The sequence below is a fragment of the Leptospira noumeaensis genome, assembly GCF_004770765.1.
Lineage (GTDB): Bacteria > Spirochaetota > Leptospiria > Leptospirales > Leptospiraceae > Leptospira_A > Leptospira_A noumeaensis.
Window position 1 is genome coordinate 455552 of record NZ_RQFK01000026.1, and the last position, 26393, is coordinate 481944.

Annotated in this window: 28 protein-coding genes; 15 read left to right on the plus strand and 13 right to left on the minus strand. The window is 36.5% G+C overall.

From position 1 onward, the window contains the following. Positions 1–53: 53 nt before the first annotated feature. The 4 genes from EHQ24_RS10245 to EHQ24_RS10260 are packed head-to-tail and all read left to right on the plus strand — an operon-like array spanning position 54 to position 4373. Positions 54–1073 (plus strand): LIC_10202 family protein, encoded by a 1020-nt coding sequence (locus tag EHQ24_RS10245; protein WP_135601546.1) that lies wholly within the window; start codon positions 54–56, stop codon positions 1071–1073. Next, positions 1070–2137 (plus strand): glycosyltransferase, encoded by a 1068-nt coding sequence (locus tag EHQ24_RS10250; RefSeq protein ID WP_135601547.1) that lies wholly within the window; start codon positions 1070–1072, stop codon positions 2135–2137. The genes EHQ24_RS10245 and EHQ24_RS10250 overlap by 4 nt, the downstream gene beginning before the upstream one ends. Continuing rightward, positions 2134–3183: a glycosyltransferase family 4 protein gene (locus tag EHQ24_RS10255; RefSeq protein ID WP_135601548.1), complete on the plus strand. Its 1050-nt coding sequence runs from the start codon at positions 2134–2136 to the stop codon at positions 3181–3183. Before EHQ24_RS10250 ends, EHQ24_RS10255 begins: the two co-directional genes overlap by 4 nt. 2 nt (positions 3184–3185) lie before the next feature. Next, entirely contained in the window at positions 3186–4373 is a 1188-nt protein-coding gene (locus EHQ24_RS10260) for a glycosyltransferase family 4 protein (protein ID WP_135601549.1), read from the plus strand. Here the strand turns inward: EHQ24_RS10260 and EHQ24_RS10265 are convergent. The 3 genes from EHQ24_RS10265 to EHQ24_RS10275 are packed head-to-tail and all read right to left on the minus strand — an operon-like array spanning position 4354 to position 7101. Beyond that, a complete protein-coding gene (locus EHQ24_RS10265) occupies positions 4354–5166 on the minus strand; it encodes an inositol monophosphatase family protein (RefSeq protein ID WP_135601550.1) in 813 nt (270 codons plus the stop codon). The genes EHQ24_RS10260 and EHQ24_RS10265 overlap by 20 nt on opposite strands. After that, positions 5166–6029 (minus strand): magnetosome magnetite crystal formation protein family, encoded by an 864-nt coding sequence (locus tag EHQ24_RS10270; protein ID WP_135601551.1) that lies wholly within the window; start codon positions 6027–6029, stop codon positions 5166–5168. Before EHQ24_RS10270 ends, EHQ24_RS10265 begins: the two co-directional genes overlap by 1 nt. A 1-nt stretch (position 6030) precedes the next feature. Next, positions 6031–7101, minus strand: coding sequence for a toxic anion resistance protein (locus EHQ24_RS10275; protein WP_135601552.1), 1071 nt, complete (start codon positions 7099–7101; stop codon positions 6031–6033). Positions 7102–7291: 190 nt separating this feature from the next. Here EHQ24_RS10275 and EHQ24_RS10280 point away from each other — a divergent pair, with 190 nt between their 5' ends. From EHQ24_RS10280 to EHQ24_RS10295, 4 genes are read left to right on the plus strand one after another with little or no spacing between them, the layout of a single operon-like run. Next, positions 7292–7909, plus strand: coding sequence for a site-specific integrase (locus EHQ24_RS10280; RefSeq protein WP_135601553.1), 618 nt, complete (start codon positions 7292–7294; stop codon positions 7907–7909). A gap of 55 nt (positions 7910–7964) precedes the next feature. After that, positions 7965–8303 carry an STAS domain-containing protein gene (locus EHQ24_RS10285; protein WP_002975971.1) on the plus strand — a complete coding sequence of 113 codons (339 nt, stop codon included), beginning with the start codon at positions 7965–7967 and terminating at the stop codon, positions 8301–8303. A gap of 7 nt (positions 8304–8310) precedes the next feature. Continuing rightward, the gene (locus tag EHQ24_RS10290; protein ID WP_135601554.1) at positions 8311–9747 is read left to right on the plus strand and encodes an ArnT family glycosyltransferase; all 1437 of its coding nucleotides are present in this window, start codon (positions 8311–8313) and stop codon (positions 9745–9747) included. After that, positions 9744–10394 (plus strand): SGNH/GDSL hydrolase family protein, encoded by a 651-nt coding sequence (locus tag EHQ24_RS10295; protein WP_244310378.1) that lies wholly within the window; start codon positions 9744–9746, stop codon positions 10392–10394. Before EHQ24_RS10290 ends, EHQ24_RS10295 begins: the two co-directional genes overlap by 4 nt. On the opposite strand, the gene EHQ24_RS10300 is transcribed toward EHQ24_RS10295, so the two are convergent. Both EHQ24_RS10300 and EHQ24_RS10305 read right to left on the minus strand, forming a co-directional pair. Next, positions 10383–11174, minus strand: a complete 792-nt coding sequence (locus EHQ24_RS10300) for a type III pantothenate kinase (protein WP_135601555.1) — start codon at positions 11172–11174, stop codon at positions 10383–10385. The two genes, EHQ24_RS10295 and EHQ24_RS10300, sit on opposite strands and share 12 nt — an antisense overlap. Beyond that, positions 11175–11930, minus strand: a complete 756-nt coding sequence (locus EHQ24_RS10305; protein ID WP_135601556.1) for a biotin--[acetyl-CoA-carboxylase] ligase — start codon at positions 11928–11930, stop codon at positions 11175–11177. A 59-nt stretch (positions 11931–11989) separates the two neighbouring features. Here EHQ24_RS10305 and EHQ24_RS10310 point away from each other — a divergent pair, with 59 nt between their 5' ends. Both EHQ24_RS10310 and metF read left to right on the plus strand, forming a co-directional pair. After that, the gene (locus EHQ24_RS10310) at positions 11990–12805 is read left to right on the plus strand and encodes an SDR family NAD(P)-dependent oxidoreductase (protein ID WP_135601557.1); all 816 of its coding nucleotides are present in this window, start codon (positions 11990–11992) and stop codon (positions 12803–12805) included. Between the two features lie 12 nt (positions 12806–12817). Further along, entirely contained in the window at positions 12818–13705 is an 888-nt protein-coding gene (gene metF / locus EHQ24_RS10315; protein WP_135601558.1) for a methylenetetrahydrofolate reductase [NAD(P)H], read from the plus strand. Here the strand turns inward: metF and EHQ24_RS10320 are convergent. Beyond that, entirely contained in the window at positions 13670–14167 is a 498-nt protein-coding gene (locus tag EHQ24_RS10320) for an MORN repeat-containing protein (protein WP_135601559.1), read from the minus strand. The two genes, metF and EHQ24_RS10320, sit on opposite strands and share 36 nt — an antisense overlap. A gap of 84 nt (positions 14168–14251) precedes the next feature. Between EHQ24_RS10320 and EHQ24_RS10325 the strand changes: the two genes are divergently transcribed. Genes EHQ24_RS10325 through EHQ24_RS10335 form a run of 3 tightly spaced genes read left to right on the plus strand, consistent with a single transcriptional unit; the run spans position 14252 to position 16825 of the window. Further along, a complete protein-coding gene (locus EHQ24_RS10325; RefSeq protein WP_135601560.1) occupies positions 14252–14611 on the plus strand; it encodes a response regulator in 360 nt (119 codons plus the stop codon). Position 14612: 1 nt separating this feature from the next. Next, positions 14613–15218 carry a chemotaxis protein CheX gene (locus EHQ24_RS10330; protein ID WP_135601561.1) on the plus strand — a complete coding sequence of 202 codons (606 nt, stop codon included), beginning with the start codon at positions 14613–14615 and terminating at the stop codon, positions 15216–15218. Further along, positions 15215–16825, plus strand: coding sequence for an ATP-binding protein (locus tag EHQ24_RS10335; protein WP_135601562.1), 1611 nt, complete (start codon positions 15215–15217; stop codon positions 16823–16825). The genes EHQ24_RS10330 and EHQ24_RS10335 overlap by 4 nt, the downstream gene beginning before the upstream one ends. Before the next feature lie 21 nt (positions 16826–16846). Here EHQ24_RS10335 and EHQ24_RS10340 read toward each other — a convergent pair whose 3' ends face one another. The 3 genes from EHQ24_RS10340 to prfA all read right to left on the minus strand — a co-directional run bounded on the left by EHQ24_RS10340 (position 16847) and on the right by prfA (position 20275). Next, entirely contained in the window at positions 16847–17428 is a 582-nt protein-coding gene (locus EHQ24_RS10340; protein ID WP_135601563.1) for a hypothetical protein, read from the minus strand. A gap of 10 nt (positions 17429–17438) precedes the next feature. After that, positions 17439–19133, minus strand: a complete 1695-nt coding sequence (locus tag EHQ24_RS10345; protein ID WP_135601564.1) for a S8 family serine peptidase — start codon at positions 19131–19133, stop codon at positions 17439–17441. Between the two features lie 80 nt (positions 19134–19213). Continuing rightward, complete coding sequence (prfA, locus tag EHQ24_RS10350) at positions 19214–20275, minus strand: peptide chain release factor 1 (RefSeq protein ID WP_135601565.1); 1062 nt, start codon at positions 20273–20275, stop codon at positions 19214–19216. Between the two features lie 67 nt (positions 20276–20342). On the opposite strand from prfA, the gene EHQ24_RS10355 reads away from it, so the two are divergent. Beyond that, positions 20343–20963 carry an EcsC family protein gene (locus EHQ24_RS10355; RefSeq protein WP_135601566.1) on the plus strand — a complete coding sequence of 207 codons (621 nt, stop codon included), beginning with the start codon at positions 20343–20345 and terminating at the stop codon, positions 20961–20963. After that, the gene (locus tag EHQ24_RS10360) at positions 20960–22090 is read left to right on the plus strand and encodes a hypothetical protein (RefSeq protein WP_135601567.1); all 1131 of its coding nucleotides are present in this window, start codon (positions 20960–20962) and stop codon (positions 22088–22090) included. The genes EHQ24_RS10355 and EHQ24_RS10360 overlap by 4 nt, the downstream gene beginning before the upstream one ends. Here the strand turns inward: EHQ24_RS10360 and EHQ24_RS10365 are convergent. The 4 genes from EHQ24_RS10365 to EHQ24_RS10380 all read right to left on the minus strand — a co-directional run bounded on the left by EHQ24_RS10365 (position 22087) and on the right by EHQ24_RS10380 (position 26391). Further along, positions 22087–22284 carry a hypothetical protein gene (locus tag EHQ24_RS10365; RefSeq protein WP_135588290.1) on the minus strand — a complete coding sequence of 66 codons (198 nt, stop codon included), beginning with the start codon at positions 22282–22284 and terminating at the stop codon, positions 22087–22089. The two genes, EHQ24_RS10360 and EHQ24_RS10365, sit on opposite strands and share 4 nt — an antisense overlap. Positions 22285–22383: 99 nt before the next feature. Then, on the minus strand, positions 22384–23529 hold the full coding sequence (locus EHQ24_RS10370; protein WP_135601568.1) for a carbon-nitrogen hydrolase family protein: 1146 nt from the start codon (positions 23527–23529) through the stop codon (positions 22384–22386). Then, the gene (locus EHQ24_RS10375) at positions 23522–23944 is read right to left on the minus strand and encodes an NUDIX hydrolase (RefSeq protein ID WP_135601569.1); all 423 of its coding nucleotides are present in this window, start codon (positions 23942–23944) and stop codon (positions 23522–23524) included. The genes EHQ24_RS10370 and EHQ24_RS10375 overlap by 8 nt, the downstream gene beginning before the upstream one ends. After that, the gene (locus EHQ24_RS10380) at positions 23941–26391 is read right to left on the minus strand and encodes a hypothetical protein (RefSeq protein ID WP_135601570.1); all 2451 of its coding nucleotides are present in this window, start codon (positions 26389–26391) and stop codon (positions 23941–23943) included. Before EHQ24_RS10380 ends, EHQ24_RS10375 begins: the two co-directional genes overlap by 4 nt. Positions 26392–26393 lie beyond the last annotated feature (2 nt).

Consider the following 26393-nt stretch of genomic DNA (forward strand, 5'->3'; position numbering starts at 1 on the left):
TTAGTTGCCATTCTTCCAAATTTTCAAATCCTCTCAACAAAAGAAAGAAAACTGTGGAAGACAAAAAGAATTTCAATCCCTCCCCCTTTGTCGAAATCCGCGACCCACAGTTGAATGTATCGGAATTGGTACAAAAAATCGAATCGAAGATCCCACTCGATCCAACACAAAAACCCGATTGGTTAGAACTCACAAAAGTCAGTTACAAACCTGAATCACCTCAGGGTTTTCGCAAATTTGATCCTGCTGGTACGGCCCATCTATTTGAAAAAGGGATTTCCAGTCCTAAGTTCTCTAATCCCAAATTTTGGTTCATCAAAGGACCTATAAAATTCATCATCACTCGCCTAATCTCTGTTTACGGACTCATCGACAAAAAACTTTCTGAAAATCGGATCCGTGCCTTTTTTTCTGTTTTGCATGAACTTGTCAGGTTAGGGAAAAGATTAGAACAAATTGAGAATCGATTTGACGGTTTTTATCGAGACCATTTGCTAAATGGTTCTTCAGATGAATTGCCTAACTTTGGTTGGGCAGTGAATTCTTATTTTACAGACGCAGGATCCAATCCCAGTTGGAAACTTGCCTTAGAAGATATTTCTAAATCAAATAAAATCACCGTATTGTTTCCTGAATGGGGTGACATTCTCAAACAACTTTCTATGAACAAAATTCCCTTCCAATGTATCACATCGCATGAAGAAGAGTTTAAGTTCATTCAAAGTAAAATTACGGCCACGATCCAATTGGAAAAAAAACTATTTCCATTAAAACAAATCCTAAATTCATCTTCTGATGTTTTAGTCTACTTACCTCTAGGAAGATTTCCATCTTTTTGGATCGAAAGAATTTTTGCTGAAATTTCAATGTCCATTGATACTGGAAAACATTTGTATTTTTCCGTTTCCACAAAACCAACAGACGCCAATCGTCCGTTCCGCGATCTACAAGTTTCCGAAATTGATTTGGATCTTTTACCAAAATATTTAGGAACTCTTGGTTTCAAACAAGTTCGAGATCTTTCCACAACGGAAGATACGAAAGTTTACAAATATACAAAACTCGATACATGAATGTTTTTCAACATTTAGATGAACTCAAAGATTCTGATGGTGTTGGAAATGATGCAATTGGACTTTCAGAAGTATTTTTATCTCTTGGATACAAATCACATTTTATTACCAGAATAGAAAGAAAGGGCAAACCTTTACCAAGTCAGTTTCACTCGATAAATTCTTTCAACCATCCAACATCGCCAGATGATATTCATATTTTACATTACGGTGGAGCCGGATACCCTTACCATTTGTTCCAAAATTTACCTGGCAAAAAAATATTAAGATTCCACAATATAACACCAGCTATCTATTACAAAGATACCACAACATCCGATATTTTTTTTGCAATGGAAAAATTTGAATCCTTATCTTACTTAGAAATTGCTAGTTTATCTATTTTTTGCGATTCGATTTGGTGTGATTCAGATTTCAATTTCCAAACGATCGCTGGATATCAATTCAAAAATCCTTATGTGATTCCAATTTGTAAATCTTATGATGTAAAAATAAAATCAGATGCAAAAGGATGGAATTCATCTTTGGTATTTGTTGGTAGATATTCTCCTCAAAAAAAATGGGAAGATTTGATAGAATTATTCTCTTATTGGACAAAAGAATTTCCGGAAGCCAAATGTTTGTGTATTGGATCTATCATAGGTGCTTTTGATGGATATTTCAATAAACTAACGGAAATTGTACGAAAATTTGGATTGGAAGATAAAGTTCAATTTTTAACTGGGAAAACGGATATAGAAGTATTATCAATCTTAAGGGAATCAGGAGCTTTTGTTTCCATGAGTGAACATGAAGGATTTTGTTTGCCGATTTTAGAAGCATTTGGCTCTGGCATTCCTGTATTTGCTTATGCAAAAGGAGCCATTCCTGGCACGATGAAAGACGCAGGAGTTCTATTGGAAACAAAGGATTATCCAAAAATCATACAACAGATAAAAGAGATTTTAACTGATAAAGAAAAACGGGCTTCCTTGATTTCTCACCAATACCAAGTATTGGAATCATACAATCAGTTTCCATTTTCTGAAGTGGTTTCTGGAATTCTAAAAACTGGTATCCAATGAACATACATCAATTTTCTGCAGGATTCCAATTAGGTGACGCCATCTCCCAAGAAATGTTAGAGATAAAACGTTTGCTTGGCAAAGAAGGATACAACGGAAAAATTTTTGCAGAAAACGTTTTTTCTTATGACAGAAAGTATGCAGAAAAAATTACCAAAGCTAAAATCAAACCAAATGATGTGTTAGTTTATCATCACTCCATTCATAGTGATGTTTTAGACTTTGTTCTAAAATTTCCAAATCGAAAAATCCTAATTTATCACAATGTAACACCTGAAAATTTTTTCTCAGGGTACGATCTTAAATTTTCCTATCTATTACGCAAAGGTCGTGAAGATTTAGAAATCATCCGTGATACGTTTCACCACTCGTTTGCTGTTTCAAATTTTAACTTAAATGAATTACAAGAAATTGGATTTAATCATGCACGGTTACTTCCGCTGCATTTGAATTTTCAAAAATGGAAAGATGTTCCCAGAAATTTCAAATTAAAATCCTTTGATTTTCCTTCTTTTTTATTCGTTGGTCGCATAGCGCCAAATAAACGACAAGATGATCTAATTCGTTTTGCAAGAACATGGAAATCCAAAATGGGAAATCAATTTTCTTTGCGAATGTTGGGGTTTTGTAATCCAAACCAACAATCTTATTTAGATGAACTCAATTTTATGATTCACCACTTAGATCTCACAAACGAAGTGAAAATCATTTCTTACGTTGATGATTCGATGTTAAAAAAAATCTACGCTGAAAGTAATATGTTTTTATCGATGAGTGAACATGAAGGATTCTGTGTTCCTCTTATGGAAGCCATTTATTTTCATCTACCAGTAGTTGCCTTTGCTGCAGGTGCTGTACCGGAAACCTTAGGTAATTCTGGAATTTTATTTGAATCCAAAAATTTTGATTCTATAGTCTCTCAGGTAGATGCAGTTTTTAAAAAATCAGATTTCCGAAATTCTATCATTGGTGCACAAAACATTCGATTAGATGAATATTTGGAATCAACGAGTATCCTCCCCATTTTGGAAGTGGCAAGAAGTTAGGAATGGCAAAAATTCTCATCATCACTGCTCGGTTTTTAGAACATGCATCCGGTGGGGCAGAAAAACTGGCTTATGATTATGCTTCCATTTTATCGGAATCAAATGAAGTCACTGTTTGTACTTCAACCGCAAAAGATTATGTTAGTTGGAAAAATGAATTACCTAAAGGAGAAACCAAAGAAAACTCCATTTGTATCCTTCGATTTCCTACGAAACAAACGAGAAACATAAACAAAATGAATCACCTACTAAATCATTGTTTGAAAAAAGGTGAGTCTGTTTCAGAAAAAGAACAATACGAATTTCTAAAAGAACAAGGACCATATTGTCCCGACTTAGTGGAATACGTTACCAAAGAACAAAAAAACTTCGATTTAGCAATTCTCATTGGATATCTATATTATCCAGTTGTTGCATCTATTCCTAATTTAAAAATTCCTTTTGTCATTGTGCCTACATTTCATGACGAACCACCATTCCGCCTTCCTATGTATCGTAAAACGTATGCTAATCGTTTTTTTTACAGCTTCAATGCGCCGGAAGAGATGGAAGTTTACGAAACGTATACAAAACAAAAAGTTAAGTCTTACTTTTTAATTGGAACCTATATCAACGATCATTTGGTTCCAATAAATCCAAACCATCCAAATTCTTTTGGAAATTCTAATTCTAATCAATTGATCACAGTTGGTAGGATTGAACCTGCAAAAGGATATCCCGAACTTTTCCATTACTTTCAAAGTTGGAAAACTTATTCTCATCGAACTGATGTGACTATTAAATCGCTAGGATCGGTTGCTTCCATGGAAGTACCAATAGATCCATTAATTCATTTTACGGGTTTTGTCAGCGAAGAAGAAAAAATATCAGAAATTCAAAAATCTTTTTTTCTTCTCAATCCATCAGCCTTTGAAAGTTTTTCAATTTCCATAATGGAGGCGTGGATTCAGGAAAAAACCGTCCTCGTTAATGCAAAATCTTCTGTTATGCGAGGACATTGTTTACGAAGCCAAGGTGGGCTATTTTATTCAGATTCACTTTCATTCCAACGGACGTTGGATTTTTTATTAGAGAACCGTGAAATTGCCAATCAATTAGGTAGAAATGGAAGAGAATATGTTTTGGCAAATTTCAGCAAAGAAGTAATTCGAAAAAAATTAAACCAAATGGTTAGTACACTACTCGATTGATTTGACCTTCAAATTCTGCCAAAAGATACTCATGCACAAGTCCATTGGTTGCGAGTAAACTCGGAATTAAAATTGAAAAATCATTACCATCCATGGATGTGATTCTTCCTTTTGCCTCTAAAACAATGAGACCTGCCGCTGCCATATCCCAAGGTTTAAGGCCAAGTTCATAATATCCTTCAAATTTCCCTTCGGCTAACCAACATAAATCGAGAGTTGCTGCTCCAGTTCTCCGAATGCCTCGAGATTTCTGCAAAATGGATTTATAATATTGCATGAGTGTATCTAAAGATAAATTTCGATCATAAGGAAATCCAGTAACAAATAACGAATCTTTTAGAGAACTTGTCCTTGAAACTTGGATGGGAGTTTTTTCTCGAAATGCCCCTTGGCCTCTGATGGCATGATAATAAGTATTTAATTCTGGAAAAAAAACCATCCCAATGAGCGGGGTCATCGTATCTGTTTCGACTACCCCAACAGAAACACCGTATAACGGAAGTCCATGAGTATAATTGGTAGTTCCGTCCAATGGATCCACAACCCATGTGTATCCGGATTTACCTTCTATTTTGCCTCGTTCTTCCGAAAGGATTCCGTCACCTGGATAGTTTTTTTGAATCTCATCCAAAATCATGGACTCTGCTTTTAAATCAGCTTCCGTCACAAGATTGTATAAACTTTTTTCATCTACCTTGAGACCTGATTCTTTATGTTTTTGCACAAGGAAGTCAGAAACGTTGGGAAGAAAATTTAAAAAATGATAAGACCTATCCAGTAACTCAGATTGCATCAATACCCACCAAATTCGATGTTTTTCTTCATCGCGGTGATCTCAACATCTAAATTTAGAGTTTCATCTGCTTTGAGTTTATTTCGAACTTGTTCAGTTGTTTTGATCACTTCACTCAGTAAGGAATTTAGTTCCGTTTTCCTTTTTTCTGCATCAGGAGAACCTACACTCAATTTGTTGTACTGGCCTAATATTTTGGAAACAGTCTCAGGAAAATAATTTAAAAACTGTTTTGCCTTTCGATAAGAAAGTGGGTCTTCGGCGAGCTTCACACGTAAATCAGATAAAGAATGTAAGTATTCATTACATAAGCCTTGTAGTGACCCATCCGTAAGTGCTTTGGATTCTTTTTCTGTAGAAGAACGAAAGCCATCCAATCGTTCCATCTGAGATTTGTATTCAGTAAACTCGACTTTATCTTCAAATTTTTTCTTTAATTCATTCCAATTCTCTTTCGTTTGATTGGAAGAAAAAAGGAGAGGGAAAAAACTAAATGGGTAATGATGTGCTTTACCAATCGTTGTTCTGTAAATAGCAATTCCTAAAAAAACTACATGCAGGAATGCCATTAACACATAAGAAAATACAAGTAACACTCGATCATCACCGAACTTTGCTCCAAATCCAAAAAATCCAAGTGACAACAAAGCTTGCAAATACATTGCCTCTAATGACTGTTTGGCGGAATAAGAAGATTTATTTCGAGAAAGCCACATGACAAAGGGATAAACCATTGCCCCAAGAGATGAGATAAAAAATGGAAATGGCAACAATGCCATGGGATAAGTTAAAATTGTAGAAAGATGGGCGCGTCTGGCCCATTTTTTTTCCTCTACATTTTGTTCTAATTGCACTTCGCTCATTCTATTTTGATTCCAAAAGTTTTTGTTTGATTTCTGATTCAATTTTGATCATTTCTTGTTCCGCTAACTTTCGTTTTTGGCGACCGTCTTCCTGAATTTTCAAAGTTTCCGTGATGGTTGAAATCAATTGTTGGTTTACCGTCTTTAAAGTTTCAATTTCAATGATCCCTTTTTCGGATTCTCTGGCAATTTCTACGGTTCCCGTTTTTAACATTTCTGCATTTTTTTGGATTAGGTCATTGGTAGTTTTCGAAACTTGTTTTTGTGCTTCCAAAGCCTTTCTTTGGCGTAACAAACCTAATGCGATTACAATTTGATTTTTCCAAAGAGGGATTGTGTTCAAAATTGAACTTTGAATTTTTTCAACAAGAACCTGGTTCCCATTTTGGATGAGACGGATTTGCGGCCCAGTCTGTAAAGAAAGGATACGTGTGAGTTTTAGATCGTGGATTTTTTTCTCAAACCGATCCACCATTTGTACCATATCTTGGTATTGTTGGGAAGCGAGGGTGTCCCCTTGGGCTTTTGCCTTTGCGAGCATATCGGGGAGGATTTTGTCTCGTAATTCCTGAACCTTTTTATCTCCCGCAGCAATGTACACTTGAACTTCCTTAAAATACTCCAAGTTTTTCTCGTATAATGCCTGTAATAAAGTTATGTCTTTTGTTAGGTTGGTTCGAGCGGTATGAAGTTCTTCGACAATTTTTTCAATCTGGGTTTGTAGGTCTTCAAACTTAGCAAGAAATTTCCGGGAAGCATCAAAAAGCCCACCAATCAGCGGAATTTTGGACAGAGTGTTCCCTTCGCCTGCAAAACTATCCAAATTCAAATCTGTAATTTTGAACAAAAGGTTGTTTAAAAGTTCCCCAGCATAACCCGAATCCTTGGTTTTGATTTCCGATAAAACCTTATCTGCAAATTCAGAAACTTTTGCTTGGGCAGAGGCACCGTAAGAAACTATATCATTCGGATTGTTGAGTTGTATTTGCCCTGTCAGTTCTTCTACTTTTTGTAAATCTTCCTTTGTGAGTTGGAGTTCGGGGTCATTCGTTTTCAGTTCCAAAGAGTCCATAAATATCTGTCCTTTACCTTTTCTTCCAAAGATAGGATCGTTTTTAGAATATGAATCAAGCAGAAAACGGGAAGGTGTGAAAACATGAACTAGTAAATTTATTTCTTAAAATTTTTGATCCAAAACCACAGTTTGGTGACAATTTGATTGCATAGATTGTTATAACTGATACATTCCTGCGAGAAAAAATATGCTAAATCAAGATTTGAATCTACCAATCCTCCTCCCACAAGTATTGACGGTTGATGCCATGACACTTGACAATCGTTTGATTGACCAAGTGGAAGTGCGGACGTTACTCTTTCGACTTCGGGCGAGAAATTACCTGCATTATTTAATCATCAAATTTTTAGTTTGTACAGGGTTATCACTCCCTGAAATCATTCATCTTAAAATCTCCGACTTTAACCCCGAAAGAACAATATTCAAATTAAAGAACGGTGGTCGCTTGCGGAGACGTAAAATCTTTCTTGAACCCAATTTAGCATTAGAACTGTATCGGTATTCCTCCGATTTTTCACCTTCCGATTATCTATTTCCTGGTCGTTACGGAAAACTAAGAACAAGAACCATTCAAAAAATTCTGAAGACAGCAAGTCGTTTGATCTCAAAGGAAATCCACATTCCTTTTTTACGTGATGTCATTGCTTTAGACCTTTTCAAGAAAGGTTTTCCTGTATGGGAAATCCAAGAGTTTTTGGGACATAGAACTGCTCGTTCCACAAAGCTACGAATATTATTACACATTCCGGTCGAAGAACGAACAGATCCGCGACTTTTTAACCGAAACAAAAACCAGGCAGCGTAAAAATTTCTTGAACCTTTGGTGTTTTCAGAGATTCTAGTCACCAAGTAGGCTCGCTTTGGAAATAAAGACCAAAAAAATCGGAAAGCACACACTTGTTCACCTTAACGGTCGTTTGGACATTACCCATTCGGATGAAGTGGAGGCCAAATTGGCCGACGACGTGCAGAACGGCGAGGGTGACATCATCATCAACCTAGAACTCATCTCTTATATCTCTTCTTCGGGAATTCGTATCTTTGTTGGGATGGTTCGGGAGTTGGACAAACAAGGTAGAAAGTTGAAACTTTGCTGCATCACACCGCCTGTTAAAAAGGTATTCGATGTAGTGGAACTTTTGGATTTGTTTGAAGTTTTTGAGACGGAACAAGAAGCCGTTAATTCCCTTTCTAAATAAATTTCACGTGGCTTACGCCTCGTTTCTCATCATCTCCGCTTTGTTTTTTTTCCAGGTTTGGATCAACTTGGATGTTTTCCCTGTAGTTTGGCCGGATGAAGTTTTGTTTTTTTCACCAGCCTTGTCTATTGCCAGGGACAGCCGTTTACAAACCGATGTATTGAAAGGTCTCATTCCAGGGATGGAATCCAAAACTCTCTGGATGCCACCTGTTTATTTTTTATTCTCTGGATTTTCCTTATCCATTTTCCCTGACACACTCACTACAGTTCGCCTAGCCAATGTAACAATCGTTTACCTAACAGCAGTTTGTTTTTATTTATTATTACGTCGTGAATCTATTTCGCCAATCGCAAGCCAAATTGCTTTTGCAAGTGTTTTATGGGAACCTCTTCTCTTTCGTTTTGGAACTGCGGCCCGAATGGAAGGTCTCACTGCTTTTTTCTTTATCTTAAGTCTACTATTTGCAACGAACAAAGACAAATCAAAGTTATATTATGTTTTTTTAGCGGGAGTTTCTCTTTCCCTGTCTTCGCTTTCTCATCCCATTGGGGCTTCTTTTGGACTAGTGACCGCTTATTTAGTTTGGAGAAACTTTGGATTCGAATCTTTTCCGTGGTTTATTCTGGGCGGAATTTTACCAATCCTCGGTTGGTTGTATTATATCCATCCCGATTGGAATTGGTTTGAAATCCAATTTGGTGCCCAACTCACCAGAAAACGCAATTTGCTTGGAACCTTTACTCTCTTAGATAAAGTAAAAGTATTTTCTTTTGGATTTGGATTTTCAAAATTACGATTGTTAATCATCCTTTCAGAAATTGTTTTACTCATTACACTGTCCTATCGAATTATAAAAGAATCAGGAAAACTAGATCAAAAATGGATTTTGTTTTGGATTTGGATTTTATCGGTTTTTGTATCTTTGTATACTTCATCCGAAGGATGGTATGTCTTTCATATTTTATTTCCTCTTGGTTTCGGCATGTCTTTGTTATACGAAAACAAGGGGAATGGTTCCAAAGTAGCAATTGTTGGTGTATTGTTATCTCTTCTTAGTTTAATTTATATAAACCATATCCATTGGTTTCAAACAGATTCCAAAAAAATTCTAGAATCACATTTCCAAAATTTAGAAATGAGTTTGGCGCATTCAAAATCTGTTTACTTACAGGCCCTACCCGATCCCTATTTCGATTTAAGAAAAAAAAGACCTGACCTCGATATCTTAGAATTCATTCCAGGAGAATTGGATATTCCTTCTGAGTCATACATTCGAACAATTGAATCACGAGATAGTTTTGTTTTTTATGATGACCAATTGATGAATTCCGTGATCAAAGATTTTTTAAAAAAGTCATCTTGGAAAAGGGAGGAATGGGAAATTCCTGTTCCTGGCAATCATTGGTTACACTATAAAACCATTGTGTACACAAAAAAATGAAAACTCTGGTTTCTCTCAAAACCTTTCTAATTCCAATTATTAGTTTCAGTTTTTGTTTTGGGTGTTATCATTCCGATAAACCAACCAATCAGTATCTATCATTACTCGGAGGATTTTCATTGCAACGCCGTATTACAATTGTAGGAGATTCTTTAGGTCAATGGTCGGATGGTTTTGGACTGAAAACAAAACTTGGATCCGAATTTACAGTCACTGACATTTCAGTGGCGGGATACACAACAGAAGATTGGTTGCAAAATAAAGAACAAATGAATGAAATCCCCACTGATCTTTGGATCATTGAACTGGGAACCAACGATGCCATGGTGTATGGAACAAACACGTATGAGTCAAAAACCAAAGAATTGATTTCTTATTTAGAATCTTCGCAAAACTCAAAAGTCTTACTGACGGCCATCCCTTTGACCAATATGAGTTCTATCCGAGAAACCATCCGAACGAACAACCAAACCTTACGCCAATTAAAAACCGGCAACTCTGGGATTGATCTAGTGGAGATCGAATCCATCTTTGAGTCCTACTCAGGGAATCTTCCTCTATACTCAATTTCTGACCCCATCCACCCCAACCAAATTGGTTACGAGCTAATGGGTGAGGCCTATCGTAAAAAAATATTAGGAATTTAAATCCGCGAGGATTTTTAAACCTTTTAAAGTCATCATAGGATCTATTTCGTCAAACACTTGGTTATGCGAAGCATGAATGGTTGTAACCAGACCACCTGTTCCGACAACTACGTAATCTCCTGGGTGTTCTTCTTTGATCGCTCTTACAATCTCTTTCAATAGACCAATCCAACCAAAGAAAAACCCTGCTTGGATGGACTCCACTGTCGATTCGCCTAACACACGACTTGGAGATCCAAATACGATTGGAGGAAGTTGTGCTGTGTTTCGTGTTAAGGCATCCATTGAAATTTTAAGACCGGGAGCAATCACTCCCCCCACATATTCCGGTTTTTCACTGATTACACAAAAGGTGGTAGCAGTACCCAAATCCACTAAGATGGCCTTTTTCCCAGGATAGGTTTTTGCACAGTAGGCCGCATTCACAAGCCTATCGGCACCAATTTCGAAAGGACGAGGGTAACTAATTCCAAAGTTGAGATTCATTTGGTAGTGAACACGTAAAGGATTTACATCAAACCAATCTTCTAACATGCGCTCTACGATTGGATTTAAAGATGGAACCACACTGGAATAGATTGCTTTTTTTACCCGATCTGCTTTCACATTTTCCTGAGTCAAAAATCCTTTTAAAAAAAGGCCAAGTTCATCAGAAGTTCGGTCTCTACGAGTGACTGTCCTTTTATGAAAGTCAGGAGTATCTTCTCCTTCACGAAACACACCAAATACGGTGTTTGTATTTCCTACATCGATTACTAATAATAATGGTGATTCTGACATTTATATAATCCGAAATTTTGGTGAAGTATCCATCAATTCAATCTTTTCGCCGGTTTCCGTCATAATGAGAAGGAATCCTAATTCATCAATTCCCAAAACACGGCCACGAACCATTCTGGATAACCATTCTGTTTCAATGACTTTGTTCTTTAATAAAGAATGATCCTCAATCCAAACTAAATCTTTTAAAACTTGTCCTTGGTCGAGTAAAGAAATCACAGATTGGTTTAGGTCTAGGATTAGATGATTTGCGAATCTTTCTAAAACTCCTTCCTCAAGAGGCTTCTCACACAAAAAAGTAGCTTTGTCTTTTAAAGTTTCAGGAACACTAGTTCCAAAAAAATTAAGACCAATTCCTACAACAATATCAAAAACTCCGTTGATGAATTCAGACTGAACCAATATCCCACCTACTTTTTTATTTTGACGATAAATGTCATTGGGCCATTTCACTGTGGTATCTGCTTCTCGTTCTGGGAAAAAATGATAGATAGTTTTTAATACAGCGGAAGAAACGAATATAGATAATAAGGGAAGGGAAATTTCCGCAGCAGAAATCCTAATTTTTCCTGAAAAAATCAATGGATCTTCGCCTAACGATTGCCAAACATTTTGACCACGACCTTTACCAGCAGTTTGTTCATCGGCAATCACCCATGAACCAAAAGGAATGGAAACATCACGAATCCATTCGTTTGTGGAGGTGACCGTGGAGAGTCTTTGGCCCAATTCCGTTTTTAACAATCTATATTCCATGCGTCCATTTCTCATTCGATTCGGATTGACGAAAGTAAAAAATCACTTAGTTTTAAGATATGAAACTTTCTGGAAATACTATTCTTATCACTGGTTGTGGCATGGGAATCGGCGCTTTGACAGCAGAACGATTGGCAAAAGAAGGAAATGATATCATTGGTGTTGATATCAAATTACCATTATTAAATGAAATTCAAAACAAAGTAGAATCTTACGGCAGAAAATTTTATGGGTTCGCTTGTGATCTTTCTAAAGAATCTGATATTGAATCTCTCATCAAACAAATCCAAAAAAAACGATTAGAATATCAAATTTTAATCAACAACGCAGGGATAGCACCAAGCGGTGCTTATGAAGGAAAGGATTTTTCTGTTTGGAGTAAAGCCATCCAAATCAATGTGAGCGCACCAATGAAATTGGTATATCTTTCTCTTCCTATCTTAAAAAAACAAAAGGAAGCCGCGATTATCAATTTGGCAAGTATTGCTGGAAAGTTTGGTACAGAAGGAACGGTAACTTATTCCGCGACCAAACATGCCATGGTTGGTTTTTCCCAAGCTCTAAAAATGGAACTTTATGAAACACAAATTGGCGTTAGTTGGATTTGTCCAACGATGGTCAATACAAGGATGATTGACGGTGTCAAACCTTCCCTTTTCACTCCAGTGATCGAACCACCTCAGGTAGCAGACGCGATTGTTTATGCGATCAAAAAGAATCCGGGAGAAGTGATGGTTCCTTCTTATTTACGAGCATCAATTGTCATCCTTCCAGCCTTGTTTCCTAAATTTTCTCTCTGGTTGGCAGTGAAAACAAAAGCATCAAAAGGTTGGCTTCTGGCAAACAAGGGACTTGAGAAAAATATTCCTGTTTAGAGGATAGGTTTTATGCATATTTCTCAGGTACTCGGTAAAAAACAAACAACCATCAGCTTCGAGTTTTTCCCTCCAAAAAATGAGGAAGCCTCAGCGGATTTGTTCCGAAACATCCAAGAATTGTCCCAAATGAACCCAGCCTATGTCAGTGTGACCTATGGGGCTGGCGGATCGACAAGAGACCTTACCCACGACTTAGTGGTAAAACTCCAAGAAGAAACAGGGTTAACGATTGTTAGTCATCTTACTTGTGTTGGTTCAACCAAAGATGAAATCAAAGAAATCCTTAAACGGTATGAAAAAAGCGGAATCCATAATATCATGGCCCTCCGAGGAGATCCACCAAAAGGACAAACCGAATTCCAACAAACGGAAAACGGTTTTGCTTACGCAGGGGAACTCGTAGGTTTTATCAAAAAGGAATTTCCAAAAATGGGAATTGGAATCGCTGGATTTCCAGAAGGACACCCCTCCACTCCCAATCGACTGAAAGAAATTGAATACCTAAAATGGAAAGTAGACCAAGGTGCCGATTACATTTGTACGCAAATGTTTTTTAACAATCACTACTTTTATGATTTTGTAGAACGATGTGAAATTGCAGGAATCAAAGTGCCCATCATTGCTGGAATTATGCCAGTCACTTCCAGAAAAGGAATGGCACGAATGGCAGAGTTGTCTTTAGGGACAAGTTTCCCAGCAAAACTTTTAAAATCTCTTTCCCGTGCGGAAGATGATTCTTATGCAGAAAATGTGGGAATCCACTGGGCAACAGAACAAGTCAGAGATTTATTAGACAACAAAATTGCTGGCATTCATATGTATACGCTTAACAAATCTAAGGCGACTAGGAAAATATACGAATCACTCGGGATTCGAAATTTCGACACCATTGGTTGAGGGAGAAGTCGGTGTGATACCCATCCACCGACTGTTGTTCCAAATTCCTTCTAGAACCAGGCTTCCTTTTGCATTTACTATTTTGGCCTGGCCTTGCAATTGATTATTCTCCCAATTCCCCTCTAACACGAGACCATCTGCAAAGATATACTTTCCAGATCCATTTCTTTTCCCTTTGGAGTAAGATCCGATAAACCGATCCCCATTCCCATACCGATAAATTCCAGATCCTTCTTTAAAACCAAACTGATATTCTCCTTCAAAAATATCACCATTGGAATAATGGTAAATTCCTGAACCGTGTTTGACATCTTCTAAAAACTCTCCATCAAAACGATCGCCATTTTCATAGGTTACCTGAAACTTTCCAGTTCTGCAATTTTCCCCTTCACAGATTTTTTGGTTCGACTTACAAAAGCAAAAGAGGTATAAAAATAAAAATATAAAGTTTTTGGATCGCATGTATGGTCGGGGATAAGGTATTTTTTCCGTCAATTAATAGGTGCAATTTCATATATAAACAAGTTCGGAATTAAGGCAATCCATATGTCACAAAAAAAAGCGCTAATCGTAGACGATAGCACGGTCACTCGTTTGATGATTCGAAAAATTATTTTGGATAAATTCCCAAATTGGGAAATTCTAGAGGCAGATTCGGCTGATGCTGCCAAAACCATGGTAGCGAATCACGAAGATATTGACTTCTTTAGTTTAGACCAAAATATGCCCGGTGAACTTTCTGGATTGGATTTGGCAGAAGATTTAAAAAAAAGTTATAAAAATACAAAAATCATTTTAGTAACAGCTAACATACAGGATGCGATCAAAAATAGGGCAAAATCGATAGGTATTGATTTTGTAGAAAAACCAGTATCGCCAGAAAAAATTCTCCCACATTTGGACTAACATGAAATCCTTATCACCTCTAGAAAAAGACTCGTTATGCGAATTATTCAATATCAGTTTGGGTGGTGCCGCAAAATTAATGGGGGAAATGATATCTGACGAAATTTTACTTACTGTTCCAAGTTTACAACTGATAACAGCCGATGAGGCTAAAAAAATTGAACATCTATACAACCAAGATGTATGCACCATTGAACAGAAGTTTGTTGGAGGTATTGGAGACGGATCGGCTTTTTTATTATTTCATAAAAGTGCTAGTTTGGAAATTGTCAGGATGATGATGAAAGATTATATTGCATTAAATGAAGTATCTCAGTTTGAAAAAGATGCGCTGAGTGAAATTGGAAACATCATCCTAAATGCGATATTATCAAATTTGGCCAAACTTTCAAATTATAATATAGAAACGCAGGTTCCAGAATTTTTCACTGGTAAATACCAAGATCTGATCATCCAACGTAGCCCTCAAAAAGACAATTCCATCCTTTTGGTTTTTATTGATTATAAACTCAAAGGTAAAGATATCAAAGGCTATATATTTTTTATCTTAAACTTCGATAGTATCAAAAACCTTTCTAGAGTACTCATTGAAAAGTTAAAACAGTGAATTCTCTTAGCGAAAAACACTTATTAACAATAATAAAAAAATCCGGAATTGGCATTCTAATTCTGGATCAAAAGCTAAATATCGTTTTAGCAAATAGCTGGTTTTTAAAAAGTTCAGGATTCAATGAAGCAGAACTAGAACATTCTTCTTTTTTGAATATTTTTCCTGGACTCAAAGATACACGAACATTCAAGTCTATTGAACTTTGTTTAAATTATTCTCAATACTCTATTTTGACTCATACTTTAAATCCTTTTCCATTTCCTCTTTATGATAACGATAAAAAAAGAGAACTAAATGAAAGAATTTATCAATATTTACATATCATTCCTATTTCCATAGAAGGTGAAACAGATCGTTTTTGTATGATTCAAATTTCTGATGTCTCGCAACAAGTGGTTCGAGAAAAACTTTTGCGGGAACAGATGTCTTTAGCCAACCAAAGAGAAGTTGACGCCCAAAAAGCATCCCAAGCAAAAACAGATTTTTTGGCTTCGATGAGCCATGAAATTCGAACACCTTTAAATGCAATTCTAGGAATGACAGACACTTTAAACGAAACTGAGTTAACAACAGAACAACAAGAGTATTTAACCGTTCTTCGTAATTCAGGAAAGGCTTTATTCAATATCATTAATGATATACTAGATTTATCTCGGATTGAATCAGGTAAATTTGAAATGGAACATATCCATTTCTCTATCCGAAATCTAATGAGTGAAACTATATCTTTATTTTTAATGAAAGCTAAGGCAAAAGGAATCGAAATTGAATTTCATGTGGAAGATGACATTGCAGAAAGTATTGCGGGAGATTCTACTAGGTTACAACAAGTACTTATCAATTTATTAGGCAATGCAATGAAGTTTACTGAAAAAGGAAAAATTACAGTCACTACTTCGTTATGCGAAAACAAAAAAAATCTTAAAATTTCAGTTAAAGACACTGGGATTGGTATTCCTGTAGAAAAAATTACATCTATATTCGAAAGTTTCACACAGGTAGATAGTTCTACGACTAGAAAGTACGGTGGGACTGGTCTTGGACTTACCATCACAAAAAAATTAATCCAACTGATGGGCGGAGACATTTCTGTAGTCAGCCAAGTTGGTGCCGGATCCAACTTTATTTTCGAAATCCCATACGAAGGATTTATCAAACGTATATCAGGAATCAACCAACATTGGTTGAACTTAGAATTACCAGAACCTGAACATTTTCCAACTTGTAAAGTCCTGTTGGCAGAAGACTCAGAAGAAAATATTTTTATCATTAAAACATTTTTTCGTAAATACCCAATTGAAATTATTACGGCTTATAATGGGAAACAAGCCTTAGAAAATTTTAAGTCGCAGAAGTTTGATATCATTTTAATGGACATGCAAATGCCAGAAATGGATGGGTTAGAAGCAACTAGAGAAATTAGAAAAATTGAATTAGCGAATCAAACAACTGCAACCAATTCCATTCCTATCATTGCTATTTCCGCTAATGTTCAAAAAGAAGATATTAGCAAAAGTTTTTTAGCTGGGATTACATCTTATGTATCAAAACCAGTCCGAAAACAGGAAATTTTGAAGTTGATGTATTTTTATTTAGCAATGTAGCCAAACTCTTATTATGCGAAATTATTTCAGACTTTTTTCAACAGCTGTATCTGGGTAAGCTTCTAATACATTCGGTTCAGAAAGAACTTCATTAGCTTTTTCTAGAGACAAAAATCCTGGTTCCGTTTGAAAACTTACGAGTTTCGGTGAGAACTGATGTTGAATTTGAATTCCATATTTTTTAGAGATTCGTTCCAAAGACTCTGGTGTTTGATCCCTTGCAAAGGTAACAATTAAAACTCCAGGTAACACAATACTTGGACCAGAACCGATAGAAGTGGTATATACTTCAGTTACTTTAGTGGTAACTGAAGATTTAGATGATTTTGGAAAAAGTTCCTTTCCTGAAGGTCGAACATTCCACCCTGATTTGATTCCCTGTTTTCCTTGGTTTTTTTGTTGGTTGTTCTGTGTTTGCTCGGGCGTCACAAATTCAGCAGTTACATTTGGATTTCGATAGAATGTTTTCCGAACTCCACCTTCTATAAAGGTAATTGAGTTAGGTGGTTCTTTCGGTTCAGCACCTACCGAAAAAAAAGTCGAACAAACTAATATTAGTAGGAAAATCCAATAATTAAAAAGTTTGTTTTTAGATCTTAACATAACCATTGGTTTACCTTCCATAAATTCGTAATTGAACTGAATTAATTGATCCTGTATCGGTAGCACTTGCATCATAAACTCGAATGATCCAAGTTCCATTAGGATTCTCTCCTAAATTTCGAGCCAACCCAAACCGGTAAGTGGAAGATCCTGTCATCGTAGCAATGGATGTGTTTCCTGTTGAACAAAAAGTATTGCTATATGGATTGACACAACCATGTGGTTCTGCTAAAAAACTTATCGTTCCACTTGGCGAGATAACCAGGATATACAACTCCGGAAAGTATGTGTGATTTGAAGTAAATTCAAGATCAACATATTCAGTATAAGAAAAACCCGTACTCACTGGATAGTTTACCGTGGCTCCTGTCACTAAATCATTGTCAGGAATAGGTGTATTTGGTGTGAGTGCTGTCAAAGTAATAGAAGAAGAATTTGCTGTGATGGGAGTCCAAGTACTAGCCCTTGAGAGTAAACTTGTAGCATCTACTGCACCAAAACCATACTTATGATTGATATTTAAACCAGCTCCATTCGTACTCCAATCAGTATCTGTTGGGTCATTTTTTCTGGCAGAATAAGCAACCAACTCTCTTACATCACGCCATGATAAATTGGGATATTGACTTAACAAAAGAGCAATCACTCCAGCTGCCAAAGGTGTCGCCGATGAAGTTCCATTGAATTTTTTTGTATAACTTGCTTGTGAATAGTCTCCGGAACTAGCTCCCGTATTGAGTCCAAAACTTCCCGTTGCATCCGTCGTTGATATAGCAGTGGTATAGGCAGTCGCATTGTTTCCTTGTGTATGTGCCACAGCCCAAAGATTGGCACCGGATTCTGAGTAACTGGCCTTCTTTCCATCTTGACCTATCCCACCAATGGCCATCACACCATAAAAATTCGCTTGGCCGTCATAATTCGCATTGTCCACAAGAACTGGTGAAGCAACGGTTCCGCCGTTGGCTCCATTTCCTGCAGCCCAAACATAGACAGATCCCTTTCCAGCCTTCCCTGTGAGTAAACCTTCTCTCACACCTTGTTGCCAAAGAGAACTTGCAGGCCAAAGCCAACCATATCCATCAGGTGAACCCCAACTATTATTAGAAATGGAAACGCGAGCCGCCTCATTGATCATAGCCCTATATTCATCAGAAGAATAAATTGTAGATTTTTCTAAAATATTAACACCAACTAACTTTGAGCAAGGGGCAGCTCCACGAACACCAACCCCATTATTACCTCTAGCGGCAATCACTCCACCAACAGCAGTTCCATGGAAACTTGTAGAATAAGAATGTGTGGGATAAATTGTACTATTGAGAAGATTTAACCCGCGAGCGGTGACAGAAATATTTGCAGATAGATCTTCATGTCGAATGTCCAGACCATCATCTACAACACTGACAATGACTTGGTTTCCAGACGTTCCTTGATTCCAAATGCTATTGACATTAGCATCCTCACCAACAGTGCCACCAAGTTGACCAATATTTCGTAAATGCCACTGGTCATTATACAATGCATCTCCGCTACCATTCGGAGAAAAAAAACAGTTTTCTTCCCTCCCATTGGCAATTGCATTCAAAAGGAGAAAATAAACCAGGTTATCGCTTAATGGATCATTGTCATCGACAGGTCTACAATTCCCAAATAAAAAACTTACGAAAAGAAGAAGAACGATTATACTTTTCAATTGATTCATTTAAGAAATTTCCTGACCTACTTTATATAACATTCAACCGGCCCGAATCAATCGAATTCCAAGAAAATTTGGAAAGATTTTTACGCTTTCGCTTCTGCCAATCGTTTGGATCTGTCTTCTTGTACTAAAGCATCAATCAACTCATCTAAATCACCTTCCATAATGGAAGGTAAATTATGGCTTGTAAAACCAATTCTATGATCTGTACAACGTCCTTGCGGAAAGTTATACGTTCGAATTCGTTCTGACCGATCCCCTGACCCTACTTGTGCCTTTTTCAAAGCATCTGCGCTTTGTTTTGCGGCATCGGCCATTTGGTCAACTATCCTTGCACGTAAAACCCGCATTGCTTTATCGCGGTTTTTAATTTGAGAACGTTCTTCCTGGGAAGCAACTACGATGCCAGTAGGAATATGTGTGATCCTAACAGCAGAGTCCGTTGTGTTGACGTGCTGACCACCAGCACCTGACGACCGATATACGTCAATTCTGAGGTCACTTTCTCTAATTTCTACTTCTTTTTCTTCTGCTTCTGGAAGTATAGCAACCGTTACTGCGGAAGTATGAATCCTTCCCCCAGACTCTGTTTCAGGAATCCTTTGTACTCGATGGGTGCCTGATTCAAATTTGAATAAATCATAAGCTTTATCGTCATCTAATGAAAATACAATCTCTTTAAATCCACCGATCCCCGTCGGACTGGCATCGATGATTTCTGCTCTAATTCCCTGTTTATCAGCATATTTGTTGTACATTCTAAATAAATCTGCACAAAACAATCCTGATTCTTCTCCACCAGTTCCAGCACGAATTTCCACTAGGATACTTTTTCCTGAATTTGGATCTGGAGGTAATAACATGATTTCAAGTTCTTTGGCTAACTCTTCTAACCTTTTTTCACCTTCTTCGATTTCCGATTTCAACATGGCATGCATATCAGGGTCATTTTCGGATTCAAGAAGTGATTTTGCATCACTGCAATCTTTAGTTATTTTTAAATATTCATCAGCTTTTGTATATACGGGCGTTAGGCGAGATCTTTCTTTCGATAGATTCTTCAATGTATCAGATGCGGTGGCTTTGGCGAGCTCATCCTCGATACGCAGGTATTTTTCTTGAATTTTTTTCAATCTATCTATCATGTCTATGGAAAGGATATAGAATGCCTGTTTTTGATAAACCAAAATCTAACGTGGAATTCAGAAACCCGTGAACGAAACACCATCTCAGGTCAAATCCGAAGGTTTTTTAGAGGGTCTAATTGAATTATTTGCAGGTCTAGAGGACTACAGAAGTCCTTATGCGCCCACAATCCAACCTCCAGACAATCTCATCCAAGAATTGGTTCAAAATGCTTCTTTTAAATCGGGGCTCGTGAGCGCCACATGTTCTCTCCCTCCTGGCCCTTTGGGGATTCTCAGTATTCTCCCTGAGTTACTTTTGGTGTACCGAATCCAAGGGCATTTGATTTTAGACATTGCTGCCCTCTATGGAAAGGAAGTCCAAGTCACAAAAGAATTGTTACTCTACTGTCTTTTCAAACATGGAGGAACACAGGTATTTCGAAAAATCATAGAAGAATCGTCCCTTAAAATTTTAATTCGCCCAACGACTGTTAGGGCATTTCAAACTGTTTTGGAAAAATTGGGTTTAATGATATCCAAATCCATCATCCGTAAACAATTTGCTCGTTGGATTCCGATTGGTGGCGCAGTAGTAACAGGGACATTTGCCTATTATGACACAAAACGTGTTGGCAAAACTGCTATGGAGTTATTTTCTAAAGAAATCCATGCCGAAGAAATTCGAGAATTTTTGGAGTCTCAGTGAAATTATTTTCTTTTTTAATCTCTGTTTTTGTTTTATTTCTTTTCTCTTGCCAATCCAAACATGAATCCTTAGTCTCGGAAATCGAAGATTTAATTTCAAAAGAAAAATACGAAAAAGCCCTGGCTCTATTACAAGATAGACTCTCAGCCAATCGCCCAACCTCAGAAGTCCTATCAAAAAATAAACCAAACCAACCTCGTTTGTTCGCACTTTCCGAAGATAGAACCAAAATCATTTGGACAGAAAACAAAACTCTATATTTTAAAGATTTGGTAAATGACAGTCGCAATTCCATTGAATTAAAACTAAGGCCAGATTCGATACAAATATCAGCTAACGGAAAGTTTGTGGCGGTTCAATATCCCCTAAAACAATATGGGGGTTGTGCCTTATTTGGTTATTCCACTACTGATTCTTCACTAGAACATGAATCAATTGTTCACATCCCTTGTAAAACAGGAATGGCGATTACCAATTCAGGTGACTTGTTATTGTATTTTTTTGAAAACCAATTGTTTGTCGAAAAAACAGACAAAATTTCTAAACCAGAAAAATATATTGTAGGGGATGTATTTCCTACTCCTTACCCAAAACTCAAAACACATTTTCACATAACATCAATTGGTAATGAATTTTTGGTTTGGTCAGGGATTGGTGGATCGTATAATTTATTTTTTTTAAACTTAGAATCCAAACGAGTGAACCTCCTTTCCAAAGACATTGTCTTACCAAGATTTTATTATAATAATGGAATTTCCGGATATGTGGTTGGGGGAAAAATTGGTGATCTTTATTTGAAAGAAGTCATCTACCATCAGGGAAAAAATCCCTCAATCAATCGAGGAATTCCGATTGTCACTCGTGAAGCTTTCTCCTGGAGAATGAGTGGAAAAGATGAATTTATCGCCACCAACCAAAACGATCCCAACCAACCAATGAAATGGAAGGTTTCTGGGAAAAAGGAACATTTTCCATTTTTTATTGAAAGGTTATGGGGAGTTGCTGGTGATAGAATCGTTTACGAAAGTAAACGAGGCGAACTAGTATTAGACGATCTTAATTTTTCAGCAGAAGACTGGATGATTTACGACTATTTCAAAAAAGTAAGAAAACTGAGTGATGGTTAGGCTGCCTGTTCCTTTTCTTTTTTAGCAGAAAAGATATCACAAGTTTTGTAAGTATCCGTAATACAGTGTGAAGTTAGCCTTTCTAAATCCTCTGTTTGTAAACGATCTTTGGAACTAGGACAAATAGAGAGTCCTTTAGAATACAAAGGGCATTTTACATAGAACTCATTTTTGGGAAGGGACTTCTGTGGCATAACTCTGAAAATTTTTGGGGAAAGGAATGCCCTGTCAAATCGATTTTAGGCCTGGTCCTAAAATTAAAAATCTAAAAAACCAGAACAATGCCCAGAAAACTAAAAGTACAAATTTAAGATTGTAGGGCTTTCTACCGATCCCACCTGGTCTTCATTGGAAAAGTCCCTGAGGTTAAATGTTTTTCCATTCCAAGATTTTCCAAATAAGTGCCCAGACATAAACACTTGTACAAGATCTTGGGCTTTTGTTGATTTAATGTATTTTGACATCCCTTCTCGTTTCCAAACATTAACATCTTCTAAATCAAAGTTTTGCCATTTCATATTTGGAAATGAGGAAGAAGGTGAGATCAAACCATCAATTGGTTTTCCGACAAGTCGGTTGTAAAGGTTCTGATCAAAAACTTCCTGGCCAATAAAAATTGCAACCTTCCATCCAGGTACAATCCAAACCCGATCTTGTGTTGGTTCACCAGGGGAAAAAATACCTATTTCTTCTTCTGTAAGAAGGGATTTTTTAACCAGCGGATCCATAAGTTTCCCATCTGCTGAAAATGGAATGGCAACATTATACAACGGACCTTTTGGATCAATGACTAGGTTACCTTTTACGATTTTAGGATTTGGTAAAATAATAGTTCCAGCTAGAATAGGAACATTGTATTGTTTCGCCAATGCAGAAAAAGTGCGAACATAAACTTCTACCATTTTTTCGGCTTTTAAATAAACCAAATCTGAAAATGTAAAATTTTCTCCTTTGGTTTTTAAAGCTGATTCCAAAGAATCTGCAGTTATAAATCTAGATTTTTCATCTAGATACAATAATCCTGTACCAGTATGTTCAGGAAAGATAACGATAGTTTTACGATCAAAAATTCCAGAAGTTTTACCTTTGTTTAAGGTTTCTTCGATTCGTTCTTTCCACCATTCTTCTTTTACAAAATCTTCCGGTTTTAAAACTAATTGAATCCCAACTAAGTTTCCATACTTTCGATCCGTTCCGTTTGTTTGAATGGATACTTGTGTCCATGGAACTGTTGGTTTTGTAATTTCTTCATCAACTTCTGGTTTGCTAAAATTGAAATCTAAATTAATGTTAAAATCAAAACTAATGTCTGGTTTAGGTAAATCAAACTTCGGCAAATTGGTCTGATCATTTTTCAATAAAGAAGCAGAAAAATAACCGAATCCAAACAAAACTATGAATAGAAGAATTTTATAAGGTGGAACGTATAAATTATGCATATTTTTTTAAATAGAGTTGGACTGCTTCCAACATATACTCCGAAAAAAGTTTAGATGGATCAAAGGTTTTTATATTTACCCAGTCCATAAAATCATGTTCTTCTGATAATTGAATATCACCGGCAATTAAATTGGCAGTATAAGCAACAATGACACAAGGGATATTTCCCTCGTTTACCATATGTTTATGAATAAAAATTGGCTCTGGGTTTACATCAATTTTAATTTGTTCACCCAATTCTTCTGAAACTTCGCGGAAAATACTTTCAGACCAGTCTGTAAAAAATTCATCTTCATTCATCCTGCCACCAGGAAGATCTCCATGCCCAGATTTCCTATCACGTAAAACGAGTAAGTTTTCGCCATTACGAAGGAATAACTTCTGAGTGATTTGAAAAAATCCATGTTTACTCACAAAAACTTTCCCCAAACATTGATTTGATGGTCGACGGCATATAAATCTGCTTTTGGAAGCAAATTCGTTTTATAATCATTTACCATACCTAAAGATACACTCGCAAGTTGAGAAATGATTGGATCCATGGATTCTGTCGGTACACCGAAAAATAAAAAGTTTACCGGACTTCCATCGCTAATTAAAAATACTTCTTTTTGAATTTCTTTTTTTGGTACTTTAAATAAAATTCGAGAACCTAAATCCATTTGAGTTTGTGGATCTAAAATTCTTGAAAAAGAAATTTCCATTTTTTCACCACCTAACATTGGATCGTGCGAAAGATTCAGTTCATTGGTCCATTTGATCAGACCGGCAAACTCTACAGTTTTTGTGGAACCAGATGCAATGAACAGTTGTTTGTGTTTACTATTCAAAAGCCAAGATTCCCAATGTTTTGGCGTAATGATGGATTCTCCTGTCACACCAATGATCAAATCTATCTCGGCAAACTCTAGATCCGTTACATGAGTAAAATCTGATTTCACATACGTGGATTCAGATTCGAACTTTTTATCTACTTCCAAAATATCTAAATTATTTTCGTGAAGAAATCCGCCGATTAGGTATTTTTTCAAAAACCCACCGATGTTTCCTTTCGATCCAAGAAGAAGTAATTTTCTCTTAGATAGAACCTTTCCAACTCCATGTAAAGTATTGTCCAAGGCATTCAGAATCGAACGTGCCACTTCCTTAGATTCTTCTTGAGTTTTTTCTTTTGAAATGGCGATGGAAAAAGCAGGCAAAAATAATTCCTTTTTGTCTTCTTTGACTTTTACCAAACGATCATAACCATTTCTGGTGTGTTCAACTGTTCCAATCACATAAGATTTTAAAATTTCACCGAATGGTTTGTTTCTGAATGTATTATCCTTTGATTCTACCCAAAATTCATCCAAAACAGCTCCAAAAGAAATACCATCTAACGCACGTTCATTTAGAATAGGTGCTACATAACCCCCATCTTCAATCAAAAGCATTTTTCCATTTTTGGAAATGATGGATAACAATTTGTTTAAAAACAAAAATATGGCCAATCTTCGCATAGCATCGAAAAAACCTAACTTTGCTTCTTCTAATTTGTGGCGGAATGTAGAATGATTTTCAAAGCCACTATACAAAGGAGATACTCCGTAGTAAGGAGTGTTGTTTTTTGTCAGTTTAAACTCAAGACCTGCCATAAAGAAAGATTCGGTCGGAATGTCTAATAAAATATCCAAATACACTGGTGGGATATTACCACCATACTTAACAAAGGCGACATCCAACGAACTTACTTTTAACCTTCTGAACGTTTCAATTAGAGAAATGATTTCGGAAGTAATGTGATGGATTAAAAAAATATGAACACCATAAAAATTAAAGTTATGCCCTTTCCCATTGGCAATCTCTTCCAAAAGAGGCATTCGTTTTAGATAAAAATTGGAATCAAGTAAGGTTCTTTTGCCGTTAATACTAAAATTTAATACACGATCCAAACGCGAAAGATCAACATAAACTGAAACCTTTCCAATGATAGCGCGGATTGTATTTCCTTCTTTGATTTTTTTAGAGGCAGAAGAATCTTCCAAAAGTAGGAACAATTTTTTAAGAATCGAAAGAGGAACACTTGGATCCGAACTTAAAATCAAATTTCTGTATTGTTCTTCCCAATAAAAATTAATGTTTGTGAGTTTGCCCAAAGGCGTTTTTTCAATTTGTGAAAATACCTTACTAAAGTGGCTATTTTCCTCTTCGTAAAAAGTTTCTCCTTTTTGTGCGGCGTTAATAATTCCAGTACTGAGTGATTCACTAATTTTGGAAGCACCGGCAATATAAGTCCTTGTATGCGCATCGCTAATGATTTCATGTTTAATATTACTTAAATTCAAACATCCGTCTTCTCTTGTATCAATTGTTATGCGAAGAAAAAAATCACCAATTCGATATTGACTGGCAACTCTTTCCATTAATATGTAATACCCAGATTCGTGGATAAACTCAGTTTCAAATGGAAATAAAAGAGCAACGGATGCATTTCTATTTGGATCTTCACCGTAAAACTCTGGATGAATTTTTTTGGCAACTGACTGTTGTTGGAAAGAACCAAATACAAACCTTAGGTTTTCTTCAAATTCTTCTCGGAACAATACCCAATCTTTTAAAATTCCGGCTCTGGCAAATACTTGCACATGTTGGATGTGCATATCAACCAACTCGTGATTGATATTAGGATTGATTTTGTAGGTAAAAGACAAATCACCAGGAAGAGAGTTTAATTGGTTTCCGATCTCTTCTCCAATGGTACGAGATAAAATCGATAGACCAAAAAAAATTCTGAGATTGGTAAGATCAATTTCCCAAAGCCCATCTTCAACGAAATTCAGAACAGGGCCAAGAGATGTATGGATTTTTTTCACTTCTGGCATAA

Bases quoted from the DNA above. Each gene is read 5' to 3' on its own strand.
- EHQ24_RS10280 (WP_135601553.1), top strand. From the start codon at position 7,292: ATGCTAAATCAAGATTTGAATCTACCAATCCTCCTCCCACAAGTATTG.
- EHQ24_RS10310 (WP_135601557.1), top strand. From the start codon at position 11,990: ATGAAACTTTCTGGAAATACTATTCTTATCACTGGTTGTGGCATGGGA.
- EHQ24_RS10330 (WP_135601561.1), top strand. From the start codon at position 14,613: ATGAAATCCTTATCACCTCTAGAAAAAGACTCGTTATGCGAATTATTC.
- EHQ24_RS10295 (WP_244310378.1), top strand. From the start codon at position 9,744: ATGAAAACTCTGGTTTCTCTCAAAACCTTTCTAATTCCAATTATTAGT.
- EHQ24_RS10340 (WP_135601563.1), bottom strand. From the start codon at position 17,428: ATGTTAAGATCTAAAAACAAACTTTTTAATTATTGGATTTTCCTACTA.
- EHQ24_RS10300 (WP_135601555.1), bottom strand. From the start codon at position 11,174: ATGTCAGAATCACCATTATTATTAGTAATCGATGTAGGAAATACAAAC.
- EHQ24_RS10270 (WP_135601551.1), bottom strand. From the start codon at position 6,029: ATGAGCGAAGTGCAATTAGAACAAAATGTAGAGGAAAAAAAATGGGCC.
- EHQ24_RS10380 (WP_135601570.1), bottom strand. From the start codon at position 26,391: ATGCCAGAAGTGAAAAAAATCCATACATCTCTTGGCCCTGTTCTGAAT.
- EHQ24_RS10260 (WP_135601549.1), top strand. From the start codon at position 3,186: ATGGCAAAAATTCTCATCATCACTGCTCGGTTTTTAGAACATGCATCC.
- EHQ24_RS10255 (WP_135601548.1), top strand. From the start codon at position 2,134: ATGAACATACATCAATTTTCTGCAGGATTCCAATTAGGTGACGCCATC.
- EHQ24_RS10345 (WP_135601564.1), bottom strand. From the start codon at position 19,133: ATGAATCAATTGAAAAGTATAATCGTTCTTCTTCTTTTCGTAAGTTTT.
- EHQ24_RS10320 (WP_135601559.1), bottom strand. From the start codon at position 14,167: ATGCGATCCAAAAACTTTATATTTTTATTTTTATACCTCTTTTGCTTT.
- EHQ24_RS10250 (WP_135601547.1), top strand. From the start codon at position 1,070: ATGAATGTTTTTCAACATTTAGATGAACTCAAAGATTCTGATGGTGTT.
- metF (WP_135601558.1), top strand. From the start codon at position 12,818: ATGCATATTTCTCAGGTACTCGGTAAAAAACAAACAACCATCAGCTTC.
- prfA (WP_135601565.1), bottom strand. From the start codon at position 20,275: ATGATAGATAGATTGAAAAAAATTCAAGAAAAATACCTGCGTATCGAG.
- EHQ24_RS10265 (WP_135601550.1), bottom strand. From the start codon at position 5,166: ATGCAATCTGAGTTACTGGATAGGTCTTATCATTTTTTAAATTTTCTT.
- EHQ24_RS10305 (WP_135601556.1), bottom strand. From the start codon at position 11,930: ATGGAATATAGATTGTTAAAAACGGAATTGGGCCAAAGACTCTCCACG.
- EHQ24_RS10365 (WP_135588290.1), bottom strand. From the start codon at position 22,284: ATGCCACAGAAGTCCCTTCCCAAAAATGAGTTCTATGTAAAATGCCCT.
- EHQ24_RS10275 (WP_135601552.1), bottom strand. From the start codon at position 7,101: ATGGACTCTTTGGAACTGAAAACGAATGACCCCGAACTCCAACTCACA.
- EHQ24_RS10325 (WP_135601560.1), top strand. From the start codon at position 14,252: ATGTCACAAAAAAAAGCGCTAATCGTAGACGATAGCACGGTCACTCGT.
- EHQ24_RS10370 (WP_135601568.1), bottom strand. From the start codon at position 23,529: ATGCATAATTTATACGTTCCACCTTATAAAATTCTTCTATTCATAGTT.